This window comes from Xanthobacter agilis, assembly GCF_021730435.1.
In the GTDB taxonomy this organism is placed as follows: domain Bacteria; phylum Pseudomonadota; class Alphaproteobacteria; order Rhizobiales; family Xanthobacteraceae; genus Xanthobacter; species Xanthobacter agilis.
This window is the reverse complement of the sequence record NZ_JABWGX010000017.1, coordinates 65,704-88,475: the sequence shown is the minus strand read 5'-3', so window position 1 is coordinate 88,475 and position 22,772 is coordinate 65,704. Positions and strand designations below refer to the sequence as shown.

Here is a 22,772-nt window from a genome sequence, read left to right as displayed (position 1 = left end):
CGGAGTGTAGCGCAGTCTGGTAGCGCACCACGTTCGGGACGTGGGGGTCGCAGGTTCAAATCCTGCCACTCCGACCAGGTATACCGGCAGTTCTCTGTCCGGTGGCCAGGTCGATGAGATCGATGCCGAGGGATCTGAAGGATCCGCAAAAATATATTCAGCAATGAGTGCCGGCCGGGGCGCGGATGAACGCATGCGCGATGCGCGCATGTCGAGTCTTCGCGGTGCGGAGCGGGATGATTCGCACCGCGGCGGACGGCCTGGCGGGCGTCGCCACGGTGTGCCCCGCGGCACCCGGCCTCCGCAGCGCTGAAGCCATCCGACACCGGCCCGACGCAGGGCTATTTGGTCCCGATCTTTCCACCGCAATTGTGCGTGCCCTCTTCTGAAAGGGGGCGCGCGCCGCGCCGTGTCCGGAGGCTGTTCCGACGGAGGCCAGATCCATGCCCCGCCCGCGCGCCCCGGCCGCAGCGGGGGCGCGGCGGGCGTTCAGGCGCCGAAGTGCCGGGCGGCGGTGACCGTGAGGCCGATGCCCACCGAGCCGAAGGTGTCGCCCTCCACCACCTTCGCGGCGGGCAGGGCGGCGGTGATGGCGGCGCGCACATGGGCGAGCCGGGTGGAGCCGCCGGTGAGGAACAGGGCGTCGATCCGCTCCGGCCCCACTCCGGCCTGTTTCAGCACCGCCTCGATGCGGCGGGCGATGCGGGCGGCGAGGTCGGCGGTGGTGTCCTTGAGCTCTTGGCTGCTGACCCCCAGCTTGAACCCGGCCGCCATCCAGCCGAGCGGGATGTGGGCTTCGGGCGCCGCCGCGAGGTCGATCTTGGCCGCCTCCACGGCGCCGGCGAGGGCGTGGCCGCGCCGCTCCTCGATCACCTGCTCCAGCCGTTCCAGCCGCTCCGGCTCCATGGCGTCGCGCTTCACCTCGCGGATTTCCCGCGCCACCTTGGGCTCGTACACCCGGTTGATGGAATGCCAGCTCGCCAGGTCGTGGAAATAGCCCGACGGCACGTCGATGGCCTTGGTGCGCATGGGGCTGCCGTAGCCGAGCAGGGGCATGAGGGTGGCAAGGCTCAGCACCCGGTCGAAATCGGTGCCGCCGATGTGCACGCCGTCATTGGCGAGGATGTCGTCGGCGCGGTCGGCGCGGGCGCGGCGGTCCGGGCTGATGCGGACGATGGAGAAGTCGGAGGTGCCGCCGCCGATATCGGCGATCAGCGCCAGCTCCTCGGTGTCGATCTGCTGCTCGTAATCCAGGGCGGCGGCGATGGGCTCGTATTGGAACACGATCTCGCGAAAGCCGATCTCGCCGGCGATGGTGCGCAAGGTCGCCTCCGCCTTGCGGTCCGCGTCCGGGTCGCCGTCGACGAAATGCACCGGGCGGCCATGGACCACCGCATCGAGGGGCCGGTCGGCCACCGCCTCGCCACGCCGCTTCACCTCGGCCAGAAAGCGGGCGATCACCACGCGGAACGGGGCGCGTTCGCGGCCGATTCGGGTCGCCTCCTCGATCAGGGCGCTGCCGAGCACGGACTTCAGCCCGCGCATGAGCCGGCCTTCCACGCCTTCCACATAGGCGTCGATGGCCGCGCGGCCGATGCGATAGGTGCCGTCGGCGCCGAAAAACACGGCGCTCGGGACCGTCACATGGGTCCCTTCCAGCGCGCAGAGCAGTGCCCGGCCGCCTCTGAAAAGGCCGAGAGTGGTGTTTGAAGTGCCGAAATCCAGGCCGCAGGCGCTCATGTCAATCTCCAGAGCGGGGTTCACACCAGAGTTGCCGACTCATTTCAAGATGATGACAGGGCGACAGCCATGCGCGTCGCGTGGGTGCGGGGCCGGTGCCATGTGAGGAGCGCGCGTCATCCTTTTCATCGCCGTCTCCCGTCCCACGCATTTCTCGGCTATGTTCGGTACCATCATGACTGATTTAGCGGACCATCTGCTTCAGCTCCAGGAGGAGAGTCCCGTTCTGCTCGCCTCCTTCGACGACCAGGGCCGCCTGCGGTATGCGAACGCCGCATATCGCGTCGCCTACGGTATCGAGGATGGGGAAGCGCTGTCCTGGTCCGAGGTCATGTGCCGCAACGCGGCGGTGAACGTGGGCGCCGCCGTCAATGTCGGGGCGGTGATGGACGCGGCGCAGATCGAGGCCTGGATCGCCTCCGCCGCCCGCATCGAGGAGGGCGGCGCCGGCCGCACCATCGAGGCCAAGCTGCGGGACGGGCGCTGGCTGCTGGTGCACGAAAGCGTGTCGGCGGCCGGCTGGATGCTCAGCGTCGGCTGCGACATCACCCAGCTTCGGGCGGATGTGCGGGCGGTGCGGCGCGACCGGGACGAGGCGCTGCGCGCCGCGCATACCGACGATCTCACCGGGGTCGCCAACCGCCGCTTCGTCATCGCCCGCATCGCCGAGATGCTGGAGCGATGCGCGGCGGGCGAGGGCGCGCGGGTGCCGGGCACCTTGTGCGTGCTCGATCTCGATAATTTCAAATACATCAACGATCGCTACGGCCATCAGGCGGGCGACGCGATCCTGCGCGATTTCGCCGGGCGCATCAGCGGTCAGGTGCGGCGCTCCGACTGCTTCGGCCGGGTCGGCGGGGAGGAGTTCGTGCTGGTGCTGCCCGACACCGCGATCGAGGAGGCGGTGGTGATCGTGGAGCGCATGCTGGCGCTGGTGCGCGCCTCCCGCCCGCTCGAGGAGATGCCGGATTTCGCCTATGCCTTCTCCTGCGGCATCGCCGCGGTGCGGCCGGAGGATGATTTCGAGGCGATCTATGGCCGCGCCGACAAGGCGCTCTACGCGGCCAAGATGGCCGGCCGCAATCGCGTGCAGCTCGAAGAACCCGCTCGGGTGCGGGATGGTGAGGGTATTTGATCCTAATTTTCCGTTTCAGGGGAATTTAGTCCTTGACAGCGGTGCGCTGCCGGGGTAGGGTTCTGCCATGTTCGAGAGTTGCGTCTGGCGCGGCCGGCGCTTCTTGAGCCTCCAGCTTCGGAAATCTCCATGGCAGCACCACCGCCGCGTCGGCAGACGCCCGCGTCGGCCGGGCTCGCGCGTCGGCTTTACGCCGAGGGCGTGCCCATCGCCGAGATCTGCGCGCGCACCGGACTTTCCACCGGCGCCGCCTATCACTGGATCGACCGGGAAGTGGACGCCGACGGCACCATCCGCGTTGCGCCCATTGGCCGGCGGGCGTCGAAGACCTTCCTCCCGCGTCCCGATACGCCGCCCCGCACGCGCCTGCTGGCGCGGCTGTGGCGGGCGGCGGAACGCCAGGTGGCCGACATCGAGGCCCGCGTCGAGAACGCGGCACCGCGCGAGGGCGGCGGCGCGCCGCCACGCCTCGCCGCCGACGCGGAAAAGGATGCCCGCGCCCTGGCCTTGATCGCCCGCACCGTGCGCGAGCTGGTCGCCGCCGAGGACGATGCCGCCGACAAACCCCGGAAGGACGCCGATGACACCGTCCGCGATCTCGACGAGTTCCGTCGCGAGCTTGCGCGCCGCCTTGAGCGTCTGCGCGAGGACGACACCGCACCTGGCGACCCGCTTCCTTCTTGAGCTGTCGGAGGGCGAGCTGCGGGCGCTGCTGTCCGACTGGGCGTTCTGGGCGCGGGCGGATCAATTGCCGCCGCGAGCCGCCGAGGGCGGCGGCCCCTGGACCACCTGGCTGGTTTTGGGCGGGCGCGGCGCCGGCAAGACCCGCGCCGGGGCCGAATGGGTGCGCGGGCTCGCCCTCGGGCGGCCGCCGTTCGCCACCCGTCCGGTGGGGCGCATCGCCCTGGTGGCGGAAACCTTCGCCGATGTGCGGGAGGTGATGGTGGAAGGCGTCTCCGGCCTGCTCTCGGTCCACACCGATGCCGAGCGGCCCCGCTGGGAGCCCACCCGGCGCCGGCTGGAATGGCACAATGGCGCGGTGGCCCAGGGCTTTTCCGCCGACGATCCCGAAAGCCTGCGCGGCCCGCAGTTCGCCGCCGCCTGGTGCGACGAGCTCGGCAAGTGGCGGCGCGGGGAGGCGGCCTTCGACATGCTTCAGTTCGGCCTCCGGCTGGGCGATCATCCGCGCCAGATGGTGACCACCACGCCGCGCCCGACCCATCTTCTGCGCCGCATCCTGGCCGATCCTTCCACCGTGGTGACGCGGGCGCGGACCACCGACAACGCCTTTCACCTCGCCCCCGGCTTCCTGGCCCAGGTGCTGGCCCGCTACGGCGGCACCCGGCTCGGCCGGCAGGAGCTGGACGGCGAGATCATCGAGGACCGGCCCGGCGCCCTGTGGACCCGCGCGGCCCTGGAGCTGGCGCGCTCCGCCGCCGCCCCGCCGCTGCGGCGGATCGCGGTGGCGGTGGACCCGCCGGCCTCCTCCCGCGCGGGGGCGGACGCGTGCGGCATCGTCTGCGCCGGCATCGACGGCGCCGGCCTGGTCCATGTGCTGGCGGACGAGAGCGCCGCCGGCCTGCGCCCGGCCCAGTGGGCGGCGCGGGCGGTGGCGCTGTTCCACCGCCTGGAGGCCGATGTGGTGGTGGCCGAGGTGAACCAGGGCGGCGAGATGGTGCGCGCGGTGCTGGCGGAGGTGGATCCCGCCGTGCCGGTGGAGCCGGTGCGGGCCACCCGCGGCAAGTTCCTACGCGCCGAGCCGGTGGCCGCACTCTACGAGCAGGGCCGGGTGCGCCATGTGGGCGCCTTTCCGGCGCTGGAGGATGAATTGTGTGATTTCGGGCCAGACGGCCTCAGCTCCGGCCGCTCGCCGGACCGGCTCGACGCGCTGGTGTGGGCCGTGACAGCCCTGGCCCTGGGGCGGCCGGTGGCGGTGCCACGGGTGCGGGAATTGTAGCCCGCGCGCCGGCCGTGTCCCGCCCGTCCGCTCAGCGCACCGGGGGTTCGGGCGGCACCTCCACCAGCACGCACATGGGGCGGATGGTCTGGCCTTCCGCGCGCCGGGGCCACGCGGCGGTGGGGCGCCGCGCGGCGCGCTGGCAGGCGCGCTCGGTCTCGTAATAGGCGATGAGCTGCTGCGAGTTCACGGTCGCCACATAGCTCGATCCCACCTGCACCGGCCAATCGGGTCCGGGGGTGAATTGCTGGATGCGGGTGGTGGTGGAGATGACGAGAACCAGCGCGTACAGCATGCGCCCTCCTGGTGCCGCTACGCCATGACCTTACGCTTTTTCCACGCCGCCGGGAACCGGCCTGGGGCGTCCCCGGCGCGCGCCGGGCCGCTTATCCCTGGGCTTTTCCGGGGTCTCTCCCCTTGCTTCCTCCGTCGTCTTGGAGCCGCTCATGCTCGCCGCCCTTTTCGCGCCGTTCCGGCACAAATCCGCCCCGCCCGAGGCCAAGGCGAGCCGCACCGCGGCGCTGGTGGCGCTGTTCTCCACCGGCAAGGCGCGCTGGAGCCCGCGCGATTATGCCTCGCTCGCCCGCGAGGGGTTCGCCCGCAACGCCATCGCCTATCGCGCGGTGCGGCTGATCGGCGAGGCGGTGGGAACCGTGCCTCTGCTGCTGATGGACGGCCCGCGCGAGATCGACACCCATCCGCTGCTCGACCTTCTGGCGCGGCCCAATCCGCGCCTGACCGGCTCATCCCTGATGGAGGCGCTGGCGAGCCACCTGATGGTGGCCGGCAATGCCTATGTGGAGGTGGTGGCGGTGGACGGGCGCCTGCGCGAGCTGCATGTGCTGCGGCCCGACCGCATGCGCGTGGTGCCGGGGCCGGACGGCTGGCCGGAAGCCTATGACTACACCTTGTGCGGGCGCACCCTGCGCCTGTCGCAGGCGAGCGTGGTCGAGGGCGGCGACGTGCCGGCCATCCTCCACCTCACCGCCTTCAATCCGCTTGACGATTATTACGGCTTCCCGCCTTTGGAGGCGGCGGCCCAGGCCCTCGACCTGCACAATTCCGCCAGCGCCTGGAACAAGGCGCTGATCGACAATGCCGCCCGCCCCTCCGGCGCGCTGGTCTATGGCGGCACCGGGGCGCTGAGCGAGGAGCAGTTCGAGCGGCTGAAGGGGGAACTGGAAACCTCGTTCCAGGGCGCCACCAATGCCGGGCGGCCGCTGCTGCTGGAAGGCGGGCTCGACTGGCGGCCCCTGTCGCTGTCGCCCAAGGACATGGATTTCGAGGCCGCCCGCAATTCCGCGGCGCGGGAAATCGCGCTGGCGGTGGGGGTGCCGCCCATGCTGCTCGGCATTCCCGGCGACAACACCTATGCCAATTACGCCGAGGCCAACCGCGCTTTGTGGCGCCAGAGCGTGGCACCGCTGGTGAAACGCATGGCCGAAGGCCTCTCCAACTGGCTCGCCCCCGCCTTCGGCGGCACCCTGCGCCTCGTCCCCGACTTCGACCAGGTGGAAGCCCTCGCCATGGAGCGCACCGAACTGTGGACCCGCGTCGGCGCCGCGGACTTCCTCAGCGACGCGGAGAAACGGGCGGCGGTGGGGTATGGGTGAGGCGCCTCACCGCCCCCGCGTGTTCCGGATCAGAACATGGAGCGGCAAGGCCAAGGCGATGCCCAGCCCATAGGCGACGATGTTCCAGGGGTTGAAAATGCGCCCCAGCAGCAAGGCGCCGGCGAGCGTGGTGCGGAAGGCGTCGAGCGCGGGCGCGTGATAGAGGCGGAACAGCTCCGCCGCGAGCGCGATCCCGACCGCCGCGAGGGGGGTGATCCACCCCCTCCCACGCCCGCCGAGGACAGCGCCGACCAGCAGCAGCACCATGGCGCCCCACAGCACGCCGCCGCCATAATTGAGGAAGAAGCCCGGCAGCCCCATGGGCACCAGCCGCCACACGAGGCCGCAGGCCATGACGATCAGCGCCGCGCCGAGGTGGAGCAGCGCCGGCCTCATGCCGGGCCATCTCATGCTGGGCGCCTCATGCCGGGTCGCCTTGGCGCGTCAGGGCGGGGCGCTGCGCGTCATGATCCACGGCCGTGCGGAGGGGGCGCGCCATGGCGGTGGCGACCAGGGTGTAGGAGATCAGCATCAGCAGGAACCAGGATGTGAGCTTGCTGGGGGACACCATGGTCCAGGATCCGACTTGGTGGGGGTAGAGCCAGGCGCCCGCGCCGGTGCCGATATTTTCCCCGAACCAGATGAAAAGCGCGACCAGGAACAGGCCGAGCAGCAGCGGCATGTGGCGATGGACGATCCAGACCTTGAAATAGACCGTGGTGCGGCCGAACAGCACCACCGCCGCCGCCACCAGCACCCAGCGCAGGTCGAGCCCGAAGTGATCGGTGAAGAAGTTCACATAGATGGCGGCCGAGAGCAGGCCCAGGGCCCACAGCGGCGGATGCCGGGTGAAGCGGAAGTCGAACAGGCGCCAGACGCGGGCGATATAGCTGCCCACCGCCGCATACATGAAGCCCGAGAACAGCGGCACGCCGGCGAGGCGCAGATAGTTCGCCTCCGGGTAGTGCCAGGAGCCGGTGCCGGTCTTGAACAGCTCCATCACCGTGCCGACGATGTGGAAGACCAGGATGACCTTGGCTTCCTCCAGGGTTTCGAGGCGAAACCCCAGCAGGGCCGCCTGGACCACGATGCTGGCGATGACCAGCGCGTCATAGCGGGGCAGGGCCGCATGCTGGGGGTACCACAGGCGGGTCGCGATGATGAGGCCGAGCAGAATGCCGCCGAACAGGCAGGCCCAGCCCTGCTTGACGCCGAACCGAAGGAATTCGTAAAGCCCGGCGCTGAACCGGCCCCGGCGGGCGAACCACGCGCCTATGCGCGCCTCCCGCCCCGCCAGCGCCGCCAGCAGCGGCCAACGGGCGCTGGCGTGCGCCGCGAAAGAAGGTGTCGTCGGCATGAATCCACAATCCCCGGATGCCCCGCCCGGCACTTGAACCTTCAGCCGGACGATTTCAAGCCGGTTGTGTTGGGGGGGATGGAAGGGGGCGGGATGCGCCAGGAGCCGAGGTTGGTGTCCGGACTGGAAGACACATCGACACCTAGGGTGCGTCCCCACAAATTTGCGTAGTGTCGGTCGTTATGATTCAAGCTTCTCAGACCATTATGAATCCGTTGCCGAGGAACCGAACATGTCCAGCCAGGAGCCAGACCAAGCATGGCCGATGGATCAGTTGCAGGCGGTGGTCGCCTCGAAACTCGCTGGCGATCAGGCCTTCGCGGCACTTTTGCCAAAGAAGCAGCGGAAGCTTATTTTGAAGCTCGCCAAAGAGTCCGCGACGGCGATCAGCAAGGATCTCCTGAAGCGTGCGCCGAAGATGCTGGCCTGGCGGCGTAAATCTCAGGCTGCATTCGAAACCCGGAATCTTTGCCGATGGCGTAAGGCATTCGATCTGATCGAGACGCTGTGGGTCTGCAGCGAGGAAATGGGGCGTAATTTCCATCAGCATTTTCGCGCTGATGCCGTTCTCACCCAAGACTATGTTTTTGAAGCCATTAGCTCCATCCACGCTAAATCACTCCTAGTCGGCGAGGAGATGATTTGCCTTATGAAGGGCGGCTTCGCTGATGCCGCTCTCACGCGTTGGCGGACCATGCATGAGCTGTCTGTTATGGCGACCCTTTTGAGGCAAGAAGGTCAAGACCTTGCTCTTCGGTATCTCGCGCATGCCGACGTACAGGCCGCGAAGGATATCGATCCAGACGACTTGACGGACGATGTCGAGTTGCAGGCGACCAAGGAGCGGGCTGACTATGCTTTGTCGCGCTTCGGAAGCGACCTCAAGAAGCACTACGGCTGGGGGTGTGAGTTGATCGGCAAACCGATGCCCACCTTTGAGGACTTGGAGAAGCGGGCCGGCAAAACAGAAGCTCGATCCATCTACAAGTACGCTTCGCAGCACATCCACAGCAACCATCGTCCCTATGACGCGTTGCTAGGCGTTGCGGAAAGCGTGGAACACGTTCTACTGGTCGGATCCAGCAACGCGGGTATGGTCGGCCCCCTCACACTCGCATCGATGAGCCTCGCGGAAGTCACGACGCTCTACCTTAACACACGGCCCAACTTCGACCGCGTTGTATGCGCAGGCGTATTGATGCGCATGGCTACCCGCATGAATAGACTAGCCACTCGACTGGAAGAGAAGACGCTGCGGGCGGCGAAAAAGAGAAAAAGCAAAACATAACCGGTAGCATCCCTCTAGCCTTCTTGAGTGGATAGGGCGAAAGTGAAGCTAAACCGCCACACGGCGAACAAGTAGACGTTGCTCAGAGGCAGCTAAGGCTCATCCTGTCCCGTTACCCCTCCCCATCCGCCCCCCTCACACCACCGCCAGCCGTTCCGCCAGTTCGCTCACATCGTCCCAACTCAGGTGGTGGGGGCCATCGGGGGTTTCCACGGCTACGCCGTCTTTCGTCACGGCGGCGGAGAATGCGGTGTCGGTGGCGACGGGGCTCAGATAGAGGGCGTCCGTGCGGCGCCAGTCGTGGGCGACGGCGGTGAAGGCGCGCGACAAGGTGCGGCCCTCCTCCAGCGTCAGGTCGAAAAAGACGGCGTCGCTCAACATCATCCGCAGCATGTCGCCGAGCAGCCGGTGGGGCACGCGCTTCACAAGGGGATAGCTCATGGGTCTTCGCTCCTGGGTCTTCGCGTCTGGGTCTTCGCGCCTGGGGGGGGCTCCGCGGGGCGCGGTCGCGGAGGGGATGGCAAGGGCGCGCGCCGGCCGGACCCGGCCGACCTTCGGCGCGGGGCAAGGCGGAAGGGGCAAGGCCGGAGGGGCAGGGCCGATGGCGCGCGGCGAACGGCTCGCCCACCGCCGCCCCCTCGCCCACCGCCGCCCCCTCTCCCGCTTGCGGGGGAGGGCAGGGGAGGGGGCAGGCGCGCGGGGGATAGGCGCGGCGGACCTTGAAGGGCCGGTGTGCCCTCAAGGCCCCTCTTGTGAGGAACAGGGAGCGTCCCGGCCCCCTCCCGAACCCTGCGCGCGGGAGAAGGGATGCGCCGTCCACCAGGCCCGGCCTGGGCGCTCGATCGGCCTTAGATCGCGCCCACCTCTTCCGGCTTCGCGATGACGTCCACGCGGTCGGCCTGGTCGAAATCGTCCAGCGACACCTCGAACACGAAGCGGTTCGGGTACCAGAAATTGGCATAGGGCATGAACAGGCCGGTGGCGGTCCGGCTGCTCAATGGCCGCTCGCCGGCGAACAGGACGATATCGAACACGCCGCCACCGGCCAGCATCGCCGTATTGTCGCCGAACACCTCGAATTGCACGAACACCTTGGCGGAGGGTAGCCCGCCCTCGACCGTCTTGATGGCGATGACGCGGAGATCCTGGTAGCGGCGGCCGATCTTGCCATCGGCCAGAAGCTGCTCATGCTCATGCACGCGCCCCTTCTTGACGGTGGTGGTGTCGACCAGCGGCACGCCCAGATCCGCCAATCCCGTGGGCTTCGCGGGTGCCAATGTCACCGCCGCGCGGGTATCCTGCAATACGGGCAAGGTCAGCTCCTGTAGGGTTCGACGTGGGAAACCCGACGAAAGTGCGGGTGGCCCGCCAGCAGGCATATTGCGCGCCAGATCGAACAGACCGCCTCGAACCCGCGCGCGAGCGGCCGCCCCGCGCCGGGGCTGTCCCGGCCTTGTGCTCAAGGTCGATGCGTAACGAAGACCCTCACCGTCGCCTAGCGGGCGCGGCCAGCGTCCCCGCATTGCATACACAGCGGAGCTCTGACACTATCGGGGGAAGGGGTGCGCGCCTGGATCGGCGGGGGCGCGGCGAGCGGGGTCGAAGGTGACGCAGGGCCACGGACGATGACGCTTCCCTCCGAGGGCGCGGCGGATGCCGGCGGGGGCACTGTTGCCATTGTGATCCAGACCCGCGTCCGGCCGGAGGCGGCGCGCGCGTTCGCCGACTGGCAGGCGAAGACCAGCGCGATCGTCGCCAGCTTCCCCGGTTTCATCGAGCAGACGGTGATGCCGCCCAGTCCGCCGCAGCAGGTGGATTGGGTCATCCTCCAGCGCTTCGCGCGCGAGGCGGATGCGGTGGGCTGGCTGAACTCGCCGCAGCGGCAGCGCCGGATCGCCGGCGTGGCGGGGATGCTGTTCGGCAACGACGACGTCCATATCCTGAAGGAGGGGCATGCCCGCGTGCTGCCGGCGCCCATCGCCATCGTGATCTCGACCCGGATCCGGCCCGGCTGCGAACCCCAATATCGCCAGTGGGAGCAGCGGATCGCGGCGGCGCAGACCCGCGCCAAGGGCTTCCTGGGCTATCGGTTCGAGCCGCCCATTCCGGGCATCCAGCCGGATTACCTGTCGATCCTGCGGTTTGACACCGAGGAGAACCTGCAGGCCTGGATGGACGCGCCGGAACGCCAGCGGCTTCTGGAGGAGGCGGGGGATTTCACGCAGGAATTCCATGCGCGAACGGTCCGCACCGGCTTCGACCAATGGTTCGCGAACGATCCGGCGGCGCCGGGGCCGGCGGCCTGGAAGGCCAATATGGTCGTTCTCCTGCTGCTGTACCCGGTGGTGTTCCTGTTCGGCGCCTTCGTGATGTCGCCTTATCTTCTGGGCTGGGCCGGCCTGCCGTTCGCCGTCGCGTTGTTTCTGGCGAATGTGGTCAGCATTCTTCTCCTGAACGCCTGCGTGCCATGGACCAGCGATCGCCTGGCCTGGTGGCTGCGCCCCGCGACGCGCGCGCTGCCGACCGACATCGCGGGCGCGGCGCTGTTGTGCTGCCTTTATGCGGTGATGATCGCGCTCTTCGTCAAAATGAGCTAACGTCTTTTTTCGCAATTCCACCGGTTTCAACAACAAACAACCATGCCGAGGGCGCTCGAAATGAATGAAGATGAAAAGACATACATGAGCCGGGCGATCGCCCTTTCGGCGAAGACCTCGCTGGTGGATTGCGCCGGCGGCGTCTTCGGCTCGGTGATCGTGAAGGATGGGCAGATCATCGGGGAGGGGGCCAACCGTGTCGTCGCGGAGAACGACCCGACCTGGCACGGCGAGATCGAGGCCATCCGCAACGCCTGCAAGACCGCCGGGAGCTTCAAGCTCACCGGCGCGACCCTCTACACCAGCGCCGAGCCGTGCCCCATGTGCATGGCGGCGGCCTATTGGGCGGGCATCGAGCGCGTCTATTACGCATCCACCAATGCGGATGCGCGCCAATACGGCGATTTCGACGACGACGTGATCTATAAGGAACTCGCCAAGCCGGTGGATCACCGCTCCATTGCCTGCACCCAGATCATGCAGGACGAGGCCGTGGAGGTCTGGAAGGCCTATCACGACAAGCCGGATCGCGTTCCCTATTGAGCCTTCAGCCGCGATAGCGCGCCTTTCCGCGCGCGGCGACGGGCCTGCGGACGGGGCCGTCGCCGCGCGCGCGTTCATGAAAGCCCATTGCCCGAAAGTCTCGTGCCTGAAAGCCCCGCGCCCGGCGCGGCGCGCGTTGCGGCGCGACCGGCCGGGAGCCGGCCACCGTCACCGACCGGCCGGCATCGGCCGCTGCCCCTGCCCCTTGCCCTTGCCGCTACCCCTCTGCCCTTGAAATTCCGAAGCGGACCCGCGCGGCCCTTCCGTCGCCGGGGGCCGCGCGCGCATCGGCGCCCCAAGCGTGAGCCCGCCCATGGATATCCTCATCCGCACCTTCGCCGAGCGGGGCGATCTGGCGCATCTGGCGCTGCTGGTCTGGGCGCTTTCGGCCTCGCTCGCCTTCTGGCGGGTGCTCGGCGAATTGTCCCGCGCCACCCGTCGCTTCGACGACTTCATCCGCGAGATCGCCAGCTTCAACGCCCGCTACGACGATCCTTCCAAAGGCTCATGAGTTGGACTCAACGGGCCTTTGGTTGAGCCCGCGCGGCGTCTGAGCGAACCCACTTGGCGCCGGTCGAAGACCGGGGCGATGGCATAGGCCTGAGCGCCCGCCGGCGCGCGCCCACCACCCATCCGAAGCCTTCGCCCGCTGCCGGCACCCGCCGCGCGGCGCGCTGCCGTTTGCCTGCCTCACATCCGGAGATGTCTTATGCGTGCCCCCTTTTCGAAGGCGCCGGCGCCGCGCATCCGCGCGCTCGGTGGCGCCCCCTCGCGGGCCAAGGCCCAAAGTCCCGCGTCCCACGGCCCGGCGTCCCAAGGTTCGGCGCCGACCGCCGGCAAGGTGTTCCGCGATTTCGTGGCGACCCTGGAGAAGCTCGACACCTCGCGCCGCCGCAAGACGCCCGGCGCCAGCGGCGGGGAGGGGTGAGGCATGGGCGCTCCGAACCTCTCGGGGGATCCGAGCCCGTCCGCCGGTTCGCCGCCGATGGGGCGCCCGCTGCCGCCGCCCGAGGGCTTCGTGGTGGAGGGCTATGCCTGCCTGTTCGGGGTCCCCGATCTCGGCCGCGACCTGGTGCTGCCCGGCGCCTTCGCCGACAGCCTTGCCCGGCGCGGCACCGGCGGGGTGCGCCTGCTCTACCAGCACGATCCGGCCGAGCCGATCGGCGTGTGGACCGACATCCGCGAGGATGCGCGCGGCCTTTATGTGCGCGGCCGGCTGTCCCCGGCGGTGGCCCGTGCCCGCGAATGCGCGGCGCTGGTGGCCGAGGGGGCTCTTGACGGCCTCTCCATCGGCTTCAAGGCGGTGGAGGCCCGCACCGATCCCAAGACCCGGCTGCGCCGCCTCTCCCGCATCGACCTGTGGGAGGTGTCCATCGTCACCTTTCCCATGCAGCCCGGCGCCCGCCTCGCCGCCGCCGACCCGCCGGCGCTGGTCCTGGCCGGTGCCGCGCGGCGGCTGCGCGCCGCCCTTGCCGCCCATTGATCCGCCGTTTCCCAACCCTTTGAGGATCGTCTCATGCCCAATTCCGTCCACGCCCCCGAGGTGAAGGTGGCTTCCGCCGAATTCGCCGGTCCCGAGGCGCGCGCCGCCGTGGCCGATTTCCTGTCCGCCTTCGAGGCCTACAAGGCCGCCAACGACACCCGCCTCGCGGAGATGGAGCGGCGCGGGGTGGATGGCCTCACCACCGATCAGATCGCGCGCATCGATGCCGCCCTCGATGCCCATCAGGCGCGGCTCGACGCCCTCGTCACCAAGGCCCGCCGCCCGGCCCTCGGCGCGCCCGAGCGCACGGTGGCGGCCAGCGCCCACGCCGGCGCCTTCGACACCTATGTGCGCCACGGCGAGGCCGGCGGGCTGAAGGCGCTGGAGGCGAAGGCCCTGTCCTCCGGCTCCGGGGTGGATGGCGGCTATCTGGTGCCGCTGGAGATCGAGAGCGAGATCGGCCGGCGCCTGTCGGCGCTGTCGCCCATCCGCGCCGTGTCCTCGGTGCGCACCATTGGCGGCGGCAGCTATCGCAAGCCGTTCATGACCTCCGGCCCGGTGTCCGGCTGGGCGGCGGAGACGGCGGCCCGCGCCCAAACCGACAGCCCGGTGCTGGCCGCCCTCGATTTTCCCGCCATGGAGCTTTACGCCATGCCGGCCGCCACCCAGGCCCTGCTGGATGACGCCCAGGTCAATGTCGAGGAATGGCTGGCCGAGGAGGTGGACACGGTGTTCGCCGCGCAGGAGGGCGCCGCCTTCGTGAGCGGCGACGGCGTCGCCAAGCCCCAGGGCTTCCTGTCCGCGACCAAGGTGGCCGAAAGCGCCTGGGCCTGGGGCAAGGTGGGCTATGTGGCCAGCGGCGCCGCCGGCGGCTTCCCGGCGGCCGAGGGCGGCGACCGGCTCATCGACCTCGTCTATGCGCTGAAGGGCGGCTATCGCCAGAACGCCACCTTCGTCATGAACCGGCGCACCCAGTCCGCGGTGCGCAAGCTGAAGGACGAGAACGGCAATTACCTGTGGGCGCCGCCGCCGGTGGCGGGGCAAGGCGCGAGCCTCATGGGCTTCCCGGTGGTGGAGAGCGAGGACATGCCCGACATCGCGGCCGACGCCTTCCCCATTGCCTTCGGCGATTTCCGGCGCTTCTACCTGGTGGTGGACCGGACCGGGCTTCGGGTGCTGCGCGATCCGTTCTCGGCCAAGCCCTATGTGCTGTTCTACACCACCAAGCGGGTGGGCGGCGGCATCATGGACTTCGATGCCGCCAAGCTCCTGAAGTTCGCTGCCGCCTGACGGCGGCGCCCAGGGCCGCCGCTCCTTTACGGGGCGGCGGCCACCCCGTCGCGTCGCCGCGGCGGTTTGAAGGCGGTTGCGGTGCGGGGCGTCGCGGGCGTCGCCCCGCGCGGTCCGGCGCTACGCAGACGGCGCCGAACCGGCGGGTGGTGGCGGTGCATGGGGGGCGCCGGTCGTCCCGGTGTTTGAGGAGCGGCGGCGCGTCCGTGCCGGTGGCCTTGCCGAGGGCGGGCAGGGCATCCATCGCGGCCGGCGCGTTGCTCGTCGCGGCATGGCCGCGCCGGCACCGGCGGCGCCCTTGGCCGTGCGGCTCAAGGCCCGCGGTTCGACAGCACGATGCAGGGGCCGCCGGCCTTGCGCAGGCGCGCGCACAGGGCATTGGCCTCGGCGCGGGTCTGCGCCGGCAGGCGCACGCGGTAGAAGGTCCGCGCGCCGCGTCCCGCCATGCGGGTGGCGATAACGACTGGCTCGCCGTCGCCGAACGCGGCCTGATATTTTTGCGCCGCGCGCTGGAACGCGGCGAGCGCGAGGTCTTTCGAGAAATTGCCGGAGATTTGCACCCCCCAGGGCGCGAACAGCGCGTTGGGGCCGGCTTCCGAGGCTGGGGCGCCCTGGCGCAGGCTGGCCAGGGTCGCGAGGCAGGGGGCGTCCTTGTCCTCCGGCGGCGTCTCGCCGCGCCGCTTCAGCGCCGCCCAGTCGTCGGCGGTGCGGCCGGTGATGAGGCGCACATAGGCGCGGGTTTCCTGGGGCAGGCCGCCGCCACTGAGAAAGCCCGAGACCCGGCCCGGCCCCGCGTTGTAGGCCGCCGCGGCGAGCCCGAGATTGCCGAACTGGCGCTTCAGGTCCGCCAGCAGCGCGGCCGAGGCGGGGATGGCCTGTTCGGGATCGAACGGGTTCGACAGGCCCCGTTCCCTGGCGGTGCCCGGCATGAACTGGGCGATGCCCTGGGCGCCCGCGCGGCTCACCACATGGGGGCGGAACGAACTTTCCCGCCAGATGAGGCGGGTGAAGAAGCCCGCCGGCAGTCCGGCCCGCGTCGCCGCCCCGTCGATGAGCCGGCACAAAGCGGCGTCGATGCTCTCGCCCTGCGGCCCGCCGCCGGCCTCGGCCGGGGCGGTGGCCTGCGCCGGGGTCGGCGCCGGGTCGCTGGCGCGATCGGTCCCGGTCGCATCGGCTGCGCCGGACTCTTGGGCGGGGGCGGTGCTTCGGATGGGGCTTGTCTTTGCGCGATCCGCCTCGCGCGGGGGCGGCGGCTGCTGCGGCGGAGACGGGGGCGGCGCACCGTCCCCCGGCGCGCCGCCGGGTTCGGCGCGCGTCGCTGGCGCGGGGGCCGGGTCGCCGCCGGACAGGAGCAGGGCGCCGACGGCGGCGCCCGTGAGGATCAATGCGCCGACCACGGCGGCGGCCCGGCGCGCCGTCCGAGGGGCGGGCGACGCCGGGGCCATCTCAGCGGCCGATGGGGCTGCCGAGGGCAGCCGCCTGGGAGAGGATCCAATCCCGGTGGATCGACACCAGCGTCACGCCGGTGACGCCGCCGCATCCGCGCGTGCCGCCGGGCCCGGTGGCCCAGCCGATGACGCCCGCCACCGCGCCGTTCTGGAACGCCGGGCCGCCGGAATCCCCGGTGCAGGCGCCGGCGCTTCCCTGCGACGGGGCAAGGCGCACCATGATGCCGCCGGTGGTGCCGATGGCGGGCAGGCGCACCGTGCGCAAGGTGCCGGCGCTCTTGGTGGCGCCCTCGGCGGTGACGCCGAAGCCGGCGAGGGTGAAGTCGGAGCCCTTGGCCGGCAGGCCCTCGGCGGTGGTGAGGGGGGCCGGCTGGAATGGCGCCGGCAGCGGCTCCGCGAGCTTCAACAGCGCGAGGTCCGGCGTCGGCCGCCGGGTGCGGAACTGGTCGGCGTCGAAGCGCGGGTGCACCGCCACCCGCAGCGCCGGAATGAGCTTGGGCGGCCCCGCGCCGATGATGGCCACCGCATAGTCCGCCTTCGGTTCCACGCAATGGGCGGCGGTGAGCAGCAGGTCGGGCGCCAGCACGACGCTGGAGCAAACGGCCCCGCGCGTGGACACCACCATGGCCGCATGGCCCGCGATCTCGGCCGAGGCCGGTCCGCCGCCCACCATGGCGGCCGCCGGCGCCGCGCCGCCGGCCATCGCGACCAAGGCGCCGCAGGCCAGGGACACCAGGGCGCCGCAGGCACGGGCGACCAGAGCGCCGCCGGCACGGGCGACTAAGGCGCCGCGGGCCTGAAAGACAAGGGCGACGCTGGCCCGAACACCAAGGGCATCGCGGCCCGCGCGGAGGGGGTGAAAGCCGATCATCCGCGCGTTCTGCCGCTCCCACGGAGCAGCGTCAATGGTGCTGCCCGCCTTCATCTTGACCCGGAGACCGAACATGGCCGAACTCCTCGCCGGCCCCGCCGCCGAGCCGCTGACCCGCGCCGAGGCGAAAGCCTTCCTGCGCATCGACCACGAGGCGGACGACGCGCTGGTGGATGCCTTGATCGCCGCCGCCCGGCGGGCGGTGGAGGCGGCCACGGGGCGCATTCTGCTGATGCAGACCTGGCGCTTCACCCGCGCCGCGTGGCCCCTGAGCGGGGTGATCCCGGCACCGGTGGCGCCGGTCACGGCCATCTTGTCGGCCCTTGTGACGCTGGCCGACGGCAGCACGGTGGAGGTGGCGCCGGGCGTCCTCAGCCTGAAGGCGGACCGGGCGCCCGCGTTGATCCATGTGGACGCCCGCCGTGCGCCGCAGCCGGGGCCGGGCGGCATCGCCCTCACGGTGAGCGCCGGCTATGGCGCGAGCGCCGCCGATGTGCCGGCCGATCTCATGCAAGCGGTGCGGCTGGTGCTGGCCCATTTCTACGAATATCGCGACGGCTCGGGCACCGCCCAGGCCCTGCCCGCGACCGTCGCGGCGCTGCTCGCGCCTTACCGTCTGGTGCGATTGTGAGCGCCATCGCGGCCTTGCGCCAGCGCCTGACGCACCAGACCTGCGTCGATCTCGCCGACGGCGCCGGCGGCACCAGCCACGCGTTCCTGTCGGTGGAACAGATGTGGGGGGCGGTGGAGACCGTGGCCACCGAGTTCGGCGTGAGCGAGGAGCGGCCGCGCGCGGCCCATGGGGTGCGCATCACGGTGCGGGCGCCCCACACCATCGCCCCCGGCGACCGGCTGCTGCTCGGTGCGCGGGTGTTCCAGGTGGAGGCGGTCACCGATGCCGACGGGCGCGGCCGCTTCTCGCGCTGCCATTGCCGGGAGGAACAGCCATGAAAGTGCGCGTGTCCAGCCGCGGCATCGAGGGGCTCGGCGGGCGGCTTGGCGCGCGGGTGCTCACGTCGGCGGCCGAAAAGGCGGCGGCGCGGGCCGCGGCGGATCTCGCCCGGCGCATTGCCACGGCAACCGGCGCGACACCGACGATCGCGGGGACGCCGGCGCGGCCGCTGGTGCGCGTCGGCGATGCGGCGGTGCTCGACCGCGTGCGCGGTGACGCCGGACGGGAGGGCGACCCGGTGCTCGACCGGGTCCGGCTCGACTTCAACCGCCGCCGCCGGGCCGCCCGCACGGCGGGGGAGGGGACACCATGAGTGTGCCCCTCGCCAGCCCGGCCCTGAGCCTGCGCAAGGCCATTCACGACGCGCTCGCGGCCGACGCGCCGCTGACCGGCCTGCTCGGCGGCGCGCGCATCCACGACGTGCCGCCGAAGGATGCCGCCTTCCCCTTCGTGGCGCTGGGGGAGGCGGTGGTGAGCGACTGGTCCACCGCCACCGAAGCGGGGTGCGAGCACGCTTTGACGTTGCACGCCTTTTCCCGCAGCGGCGGCCGGGCCGAGGCGTTCGCCCTCGCCGCCGCGGTGCAGGAGGCGCTGCACGACGCGCCGCTCGCGGTCGCTGGCCACGCGCTCGTCAATCTGCGCGCCACCAGCGCCGAGGTGGTGCGCGAGAAGGACGGACGCACTTTTCACGCTCTGGTGCGGTTCCGCGCCGTCACCGAGCCGTTGTGACGCAAGATCAATTGGAGATGTCCCATGAGTGCGCAAAAGGGCAAGGATCTGCTGTTGAAGATCCAGGACGGCACGGCGTTCGTGACGGTGGCGGGCCTGCGCTCGCGCACCCTCGCCTTCAACGCCCAGAGCGTGGATGTGACCCATTCCGAATCCGCCGGTCGCTGGCGCGAGCTGCTGGAGGGGGCGGGGGTGAAGCGCGCCAGCATCTCCGGTTCCGGCGTGTTCAAGGATGCGGAGTCCGATGCCCTGGTGCGGCAGTTGTTCTTCGCCGGCACGCTGGCGTCGTGCCAGGTGGTGGTGCCCGATTTCGGCACCATCACCGGCATCTTCCAGGTGACCGCGCTCGAAATCGCGGCCGAGCATGACCGGGAGGTCACCTTCGACCTGACGCTGGAGAGCGGCGGCGAGATCGCTTTCGCCGCCCTGTGAGCGGTGCCGGCGAAAAACCACCTGAACCACCTGCCGAAAGGAGAAGCCCATGGCCAACGCGCACCGCGGCGAGATCGAGGCCGTCATCGACGGCCGCCCCCATGTGCTGGTGCTGACCCTGGGGGCGCTGGCGGAACTGGAAGCCGCCTTCGGCGCCGCCGACCTGATGGCGCTGGCGGAGCGCTTCGAGCGGGGCCGCCTGTCCGCCCGCGATGCCGCCCGCATCCTGTGCGCGGGCCTGAACGGGGCGGGGGAGGAGGTGAGCCTGGACGCGGTGGAGCGCATGCGCGTGGAGGACGGGGCCGCCGGCTTCGTGCGCATCGTGGCGGCGCTGCTCACGGCCACCTTCGGCGGCGGCGAGGCCCTGCCCGCTTCCCCTCGGCCGCCGCAGGACGTGTGAGCCCGCCCCGCGCCTCGGCCCCGCCCGCCTTTCCGTGGGACCAGGCGATGGGGCTCGGGCTCGGTGTCCTGCGGCTGTCTCCGGCCGCCTTCTGGCGCATGACCCCCCGCGAGCTCGCCGCGGCGGCGGGCCTCCACGCGACGCGTGTCGCGCCGCCCCTGGCGCGGGCCGACCTCGCGGCCCTGATGGAACGCTTCCCTGACCGGCCGGACCCCCGGCCCCTGGCGCCGCCTGCGCGGTGAGGCGCCGTGCGAGACCCCCCAAAGCAGAGGAGAGCCGGCGTGACCGAAACCGTCGATATCGCCGTGGCCGTGGACACGCGGGAGGCCAAGGCCGCCCTCGGTGAGATGGAGGTCTCGGCCAAGGGCCTGGCGGGTACGCTGGGCTCGGCCTTCACCGGGCTCGCGGTGCAGGGCAGGGACCTCGGCACCGTGCTGGAGCAGCTCGGGGTCAAGCTGTCCAACATGGCGCTTACAGCGGCCCTCAAGCCGCTGGAAAGCAGCTTCTCGACCCTGCTCTCCAGCGTCACCGGCGGCCTGGGCTTTTCCAGGGGCGGCGTGTTCGACGGCGGCGCGGTGCAGCCGTTCGCCAAGGGTGGCGTCATCGGGCCGGGCGGCGGCGGTGGCGCGGCGTCCGGCTCCGGCGGGCTGGTGGTGCGCCATCTGGTCCAGGGCGGCACGCTGATGCCCTTCGCCAAGGGTGGGGTCATCGGGCCGGGTGGCGGTGGGGCGTCGTCCGGCTCGGGCGGGCTGGGCCTGGGCCATCTGTTCCAGGGCGGCACGCTGCTGCCGTTCGCCAAGGGTGGCGTGATCGGGCCGGGGGGCGGTGGGGCGTCGTCTGGCTCCGGCGGGCTGGCGCTGGGTCATCTGTTCCAGGGCGGCACGCTGATGCCCTTCGCCAAGGGCGGGGTGATCGCACCTGACGGGGGGCTCGGCGAAGTGGTACGGGCCTTCGCCAAGGGCGGCGCCTTCTCCGCACGGGGGCTGAACGGGCCGGTTGAGATGACGCAAGCGCGGGTGCGCCCGTTCGCGCGCGGCGGGGTGGTGGCGGCACCCACCTATTTCCCGCTCGGCACCGCCTCGTTCGGGCTCATGGGGGAGAAGGGGGCGGAAGCCATCATGCCCCTCACCCGCGGCGCGGACGGCAGCCTGGGCGTGCGGCAGGTGGACGGGGGCGGGCGGGCACAGGTGACGGTGAACGTCGCGACCCCCGACCTGGCCGCCTTCCGCCGGTCCGATGCCTATCTTTCCGGCCTGGTGTCGCGCGCCGTGACGCGGGCGCAGCGCAGCGCGTGAGCGCCGTCAGCGCGCCTGTTTCCAGGGATCGGGCGCGGTGCCCTGGGCCGTGCCGTCGCCGCCCAGGGTGGTGGCCGTGTTGCCATAGCCCGGATTGCTGGACACGGTTCCGCCGGAAAAAGCCTCGGCGCGGGCCGCGCCGCGCAGGCGCACGCAGGTGTCCGCGCCGGGCATCCGCACGAAGCCTTCGCCAAGGGCGGCGCAGCTCGACGCGGTCTTGGCGCCGGCGCCGGAGCTCTGCGCGTGGGCCACCGATCCGGCCGGAGATCCGCCGGCCAGCACCATCATCGCCAGCGCGCCGGCGGCGATGGCCAGACGCTTCGACCGGTGAACGCCATCGGACCGCGTCCGGAGCGCGCGGAGCATCGGGGCACGGAGCATCGGGGCGCGGGCCATGACGGGGATGGGACGCCTGAGCTTGAGAGCCGGCAGCATGGGCGACAACCTCGAGAGGGCTGCCGCCACCGGGCAGCCGATAGCGACATCGACAGGCGGGCACCCTGATCCTGGCCCACACCGTATTTAATTATCGCACAGGCTCGCACGCCCACCAATGCCGCCTTTGCGCAAGGTGGCGCAAGGCACGGAACCATCTTCGCTCCCGCGCACCCACACGGCGGCCGCACGGGCCGGTGTCCGATGGACGATGAAGCGAACTCATATCCTCCCTCTCGGAATGTGATCCCGAGGGGGCCTATGTCGCGGCCTTTGTTCACCCGCCGGCGTTCCCGTCGTCGGGTGGGTGTCCGCCTCAGGCCTTGGCCGGTGCGGCCTTCGCCTTGGCTTTAGCGGGCGCCTTCTTGGCCGACGTCGTCGGTGCCGGCTCGGCTTTCACCTCGGCCGGCGGCGCCTTCTCGGCGGCGGGAGTCTTCGCCGCGGCCTTCTTCGGAGCAGGGGCGGCCTTCACCGCTTCGGCTTTGGCGACCGGAGCCTTCGCCGCGGTTGCCTTCGCTACAGGAGCCTTCGCTACAGGAGCCTTGGAGGCGCCTGTTTTGGCGGCGGCTGTTTTAGGTAAGGCGTCCTTAGGCGCGGCGTCCTTGGGTGCTGCCGCTTTGGCGGTCGGCGCCTTGGCCTTTGGGGGCGCGACGACTGGGGCCGGAGGCGCCTCAACCTTGGGGGCCGCCTTCGCTTTCGCAGGCGCGGATTTCGCGGCGGCGGGGGCCTTCTTCGCCTTTTCGGGGGCGGCGGGGGCCGGTTCCGCGACCGGGGCGGCGACCGCCTTGGCCGGCTTCGCGGGCGCGCTCTTCGCGGTCGCGGCCTTCGGTGTGGCCGCCTTCGATGCGGCGGCCTTCGCGGGGGCTGTCTTTGACGCGGCGGGCTTCGGTTCGGCCTTGGGTTCGGCCGGGGCCTTCGCTGCGGTTTTCACTGTTTTGGCAACCGCCGGCTTTGCTTCGGGGGTCGCGATCGCTGCGGGCTCGACCTCGGGCGTGGGGGCCTTCGCGGCCTTGGTCGCCGGGGTCTTCGCGGCGGGTGCTGCCTTTACCGGAGCCGCCTTTTTAGCGGCCGGCTTTTCCGCAGCAGCCGCAGGCTTTTTTGCGGGCTTCGTCGCCATGCATCTGCTCCATCCTCATCGAGGCGATGAAAGTCAAGGCGCCGCGTTCAACTATGTCAAGGTCGTTTCTATTGCCGGGGCTGAAGAATT

29 protein-coding genes and 1 tRNA gene are annotated in these 22,772 nt (G+C 70.7%); 20 read left to right on the top strand and 10 right to left on the bottom strand.

The genetic code is table 11. The features are described 5' to 3' along the window. Positions 1-77, top strand: a tRNA-Pro gene (locus HUW53_RS13580). Between the two features lie 412 nt (positions 78-489). Here the strand turns inward: HUW53_RS13580 and HUW53_RS13575 are convergent. Continuing rightward, positions 490-1,740 carry an Hsp70 family protein gene (locus HUW53_RS13575; RefSeq protein ID WP_237346305.1) on the bottom strand — a complete coding sequence of 417 codons (1,251 nt, stop codon included), beginning with the start codon at positions 1,738-1,740 and terminating at the stop codon, positions 490-492. Positions 1,741-1,915: 175 nt separating this feature from the next. Here HUW53_RS13575 and HUW53_RS13570 point away from each other — a divergent pair, with 175 nt between their 5' ends. The 3 genes from HUW53_RS13570 to HUW53_RS13560 all read left to right on the top strand — a co-directional run bounded on the left by HUW53_RS13570 (position 1,916) and on the right by HUW53_RS13560 (position 4,832). Further along, entirely contained in the window at positions 1,916-2,875 is a 960-nt protein-coding gene (locus tag HUW53_RS13570) for a GGDEF domain-containing protein (RefSeq protein WP_237346304.1), read from the top strand. A 129-nt stretch (positions 2,876-3,004) separates the two neighbouring features. Continuing rightward, a complete protein-coding gene (locus tag HUW53_RS13565; RefSeq protein ID WP_237346303.1) occupies positions 3,005-3,559 on the top strand; it encodes a hypothetical protein in 555 nt (184 codons plus the stop codon). Beyond that, positions 3,456-4,832 carry a DNA-packaging protein gene (locus tag HUW53_RS13560; protein ID WP_237346302.1) on the top strand — a complete coding sequence of 459 codons (1,377 nt, stop codon included), beginning with the start codon at positions 3,456-3,458 and terminating at the stop codon, positions 4,830-4,832. The genes HUW53_RS13565 and HUW53_RS13560 overlap by 104 nt, the downstream gene beginning before the upstream one ends. 31 nt (positions 4,833-4,863) lie before the next feature. Here the strand turns inward: HUW53_RS13560 and HUW53_RS13555 are convergent, their stop codons facing one another. After that, complete coding sequence (locus HUW53_RS13555; RefSeq protein ID WP_237346301.1) at positions 4,864-5,127, bottom strand: hypothetical protein; 264 nt, start codon at positions 5,125-5,127, stop codon at positions 4,864-4,866. Between the two features lie 151 nt (positions 5,128-5,278). On the opposite strand from HUW53_RS13555, the gene HUW53_RS13550 reads away from it, so the two are divergent. Beyond that, positions 5,279-6,445: a phage portal protein gene (locus HUW53_RS13550; protein ID WP_237346300.1), complete on the top strand. Its 1,167-nt coding sequence runs from the start codon at positions 5,279-5,281 to the stop codon at positions 6,443-6,445. A 6-nt stretch (positions 6,446-6,451) separates the two neighbouring features. Here the strand turns inward: HUW53_RS13550 and HUW53_RS13545 are convergent, their stop codons facing one another. Together HUW53_RS13545 and HUW53_RS13540 are read right to left on the bottom strand one after the other, a co-directional pair. Continuing rightward, positions 6,452-6,856, bottom strand: a complete 405-nt coding sequence (locus HUW53_RS13545; protein ID WP_237346299.1) for a ribosomal maturation YjgA family protein — start codon at positions 6,854-6,856, stop codon at positions 6,452-6,454. Between the two features lie 10 nt (positions 6,857-6,866). Next, positions 6,867-7,802 carry a DUF817 domain-containing protein gene (locus HUW53_RS13540; RefSeq protein ID WP_237346298.1) on the bottom strand — a complete coding sequence of 312 codons (936 nt, stop codon included), beginning with the start codon at positions 7,800-7,802 and terminating at the stop codon, positions 6,867-6,869. A 232-nt stretch (positions 7,803-8,034) separates the two neighbouring features. On the opposite strand from HUW53_RS13540, the gene HUW53_RS13535 reads away from it, so the two are divergent. Then, on the top strand, positions 8,035-9,090 hold the full coding sequence (locus HUW53_RS13535; protein WP_237346297.1) for a DUF5677 domain-containing protein: 1,056 nt from the start codon (positions 8,035-8,037) through the stop codon (positions 9,088-9,090). Between the two features lie 135 nt (positions 9,091-9,225). Here HUW53_RS13535 and HUW53_RS13530 read toward each other — a convergent pair whose 3' ends face one another. Further along, on the bottom strand, positions 9,226-9,531 hold the full coding sequence (locus tag HUW53_RS13530) for a hypothetical protein (protein ID WP_237346296.1): 306 nt from the start codon (positions 9,529-9,531) through the stop codon (positions 9,226-9,228). A 407-nt stretch (positions 9,532-9,938) separates the two neighbouring features. Next, on the bottom strand, positions 9,939-10,403 hold the full coding sequence (locus HUW53_RS13525) for a hypothetical protein (RefSeq protein ID WP_237346295.1): 465 nt from the start codon (positions 10,401-10,403) through the stop codon (positions 9,939-9,941). 312 nt (positions 10,404-10,715) lie between these two features. On the opposite strand from HUW53_RS13525, the gene HUW53_RS13520 reads away from it, so the two are divergent. The 6 genes from HUW53_RS13520 to HUW53_RS13495 all read left to right on the top strand — a co-directional run bounded on the left by HUW53_RS13520 (position 10,716) and on the right by HUW53_RS13495 (position 15,003). Next, positions 10,716-11,687: an antibiotic biosynthesis monooxygenase gene (locus HUW53_RS13520; protein WP_237346294.1), complete on the top strand. Its 972-nt coding sequence runs from the start codon at positions 10,716-10,718 to the stop codon at positions 11,685-11,687. Positions 11,688-11,747: 60 nt separating this feature from the next. Further along, on the top strand, positions 11,748-12,230 hold the full coding sequence (locus tag HUW53_RS13515) for a nucleoside deaminase (RefSeq protein ID WP_237346293.1): 483 nt from the start codon (positions 11,748-11,750) through the stop codon (positions 12,228-12,230). A 313-nt stretch (positions 12,231-12,543) separates the two neighbouring features. After that, on the top strand, positions 12,544-12,741 hold the full coding sequence (locus tag HUW53_RS13510) for a hypothetical protein (RefSeq protein ID WP_237346292.1): 198 nt from the start codon (positions 12,544-12,546) through the stop codon (positions 12,739-12,741). Between the two features lie 198 nt (positions 12,742-12,939). Continuing rightward, a complete protein-coding gene (locus HUW53_RS13505; protein ID WP_237346291.1) occupies positions 12,940-13,158 on the top strand; it encodes a hypothetical protein in 219 nt (72 codons plus the stop codon). Between the two features lie 57 nt (positions 13,159-13,215). Further along, complete coding sequence (locus HUW53_RS13500; protein WP_237346328.1) at positions 13,216-13,713, top strand: HK97 family phage prohead protease; 498 nt, start codon at positions 13,216-13,218, stop codon at positions 13,711-13,713. 33 nt (positions 13,714-13,746) lie between these two features. Then, on the top strand, positions 13,747-15,003 hold the full coding sequence (locus tag HUW53_RS13495) for a phage major capsid protein (protein ID WP_237346290.1): 1,257 nt from the start codon (positions 13,747-13,749) through the stop codon (positions 15,001-15,003). A gap of 311 nt (positions 15,004-15,314) precedes the next feature. On the opposite strand, the gene HUW53_RS13490 is transcribed toward HUW53_RS13495, so the two are convergent. Further along, positions 15,315-16,214 carry a lytic transglycosylase domain-containing protein gene (locus tag HUW53_RS13490; RefSeq protein ID WP_370877842.1) on the bottom strand — a complete coding sequence of 300 codons (900 nt, stop codon included), beginning with the start codon at positions 16,212-16,214 and terminating at the stop codon, positions 15,315-15,317. Between the two features lie 235 nt (positions 16,215-16,449). Further along, a complete protein-coding gene (locus tag HUW53_RS13485) occupies positions 16,450-17,397 on the bottom strand; it encodes a S1 family peptidase (RefSeq protein ID WP_237346289.1) in 948 nt (315 codons plus the stop codon). Here HUW53_RS13485 and HUW53_RS13480 point away from each other — a divergent pair. The 8 genes from HUW53_RS13480 to HUW53_RS22105 are packed head-to-tail and all read left to right on the top strand — an operon-like array spanning position 17,396 to position 21,130. Next, entirely contained in the window at positions 17,396-17,953 is a 558-nt protein-coding gene (locus tag HUW53_RS13480) for a head-tail connector protein (RefSeq protein WP_237346288.1), read from the top strand. The two genes, HUW53_RS13485 and HUW53_RS13480, sit on opposite strands and share 2 nt — an antisense overlap. Next, positions 17,950-18,273, top strand: a complete 324-nt coding sequence (locus HUW53_RS13475) for a head-tail adaptor protein (RefSeq protein ID WP_237346287.1) — start codon at positions 17,950-17,952, stop codon at positions 18,271-18,273. Before HUW53_RS13480 ends, HUW53_RS13475 begins: the two co-directional genes overlap by 4 nt. Beyond that, the gene (locus tag HUW53_RS13470; protein ID WP_237346286.1) at positions 18,270-18,587 is read left to right on the top strand and encodes a hypothetical protein; all 318 of its coding nucleotides are present in this window, start codon (positions 18,270-18,272) and stop codon (positions 18,585-18,587) included. The genes HUW53_RS13475 and HUW53_RS13470 overlap by 4 nt, the downstream gene beginning before the upstream one ends. After that, entirely contained in the window at positions 18,584-19,003 is a 420-nt protein-coding gene (locus tag HUW53_RS13465) for a DUF3168 domain-containing protein (protein WP_237346285.1), read from the top strand. Before HUW53_RS13470 ends, HUW53_RS13465 begins: the two co-directional genes overlap by 4 nt. Positions 19,004-19,027: 24 nt before the next feature. Next, entirely contained in the window at positions 19,028-19,435 is a 408-nt protein-coding gene (locus HUW53_RS13460; RefSeq protein ID WP_237346284.1) for a phage major tail protein, TP901-1 family, read from the top strand. Between the two features lie 49 nt (positions 19,436-19,484). Further along, positions 19,485-19,835 (top strand): gene transfer agent family protein, encoded by a 351-nt coding sequence (locus HUW53_RS13455; RefSeq protein WP_237346283.1) that lies wholly within the window; start codon positions 19,485-19,487, stop codon positions 19,833-19,835. After that, a complete protein-coding gene (locus HUW53_RS13450) occupies positions 19,832-20,077 on the top strand; it encodes a rcc01693 family protein (RefSeq protein WP_307500621.1) in 246 nt (81 codons plus the stop codon). Before HUW53_RS13455 ends, HUW53_RS13450 begins: the two co-directional genes overlap by 4 nt. Before the next feature lie 39 nt (positions 20,078-20,116). Beyond that, positions 20,117-21,130 (top strand): phage tail tape measure protein, encoded by a 1,014-nt coding sequence (locus HUW53_RS22105; RefSeq protein ID WP_370877840.1) that lies wholly within the window; start codon positions 20,117-20,119, stop codon positions 21,128-21,130. 6 nt (positions 21,131-21,136) lie between these two features. On the opposite strand, the gene HUW53_RS13440 is transcribed toward HUW53_RS22105, so the two are convergent. Both HUW53_RS13440 and HUW53_RS13435 read right to left on the bottom strand, forming a co-directional pair. After that, positions 21,137-21,565, bottom strand: coding sequence for a porin (locus tag HUW53_RS13440; protein ID WP_237346281.1), 429 nt, complete (start codon positions 21,563-21,565; stop codon positions 21,137-21,139). Positions 21,566-21,881: 316 nt separating this feature from the next. Next, positions 21,882-22,682 carry a hypothetical protein gene (locus HUW53_RS13435; RefSeq protein ID WP_237346280.1) on the bottom strand — a complete coding sequence of 267 codons (801 nt, stop codon included), beginning with the start codon at positions 22,680-22,682 and terminating at the stop codon, positions 21,882-21,884. Positions 22,683-22,772: the final 90 nt, after the last annotated feature.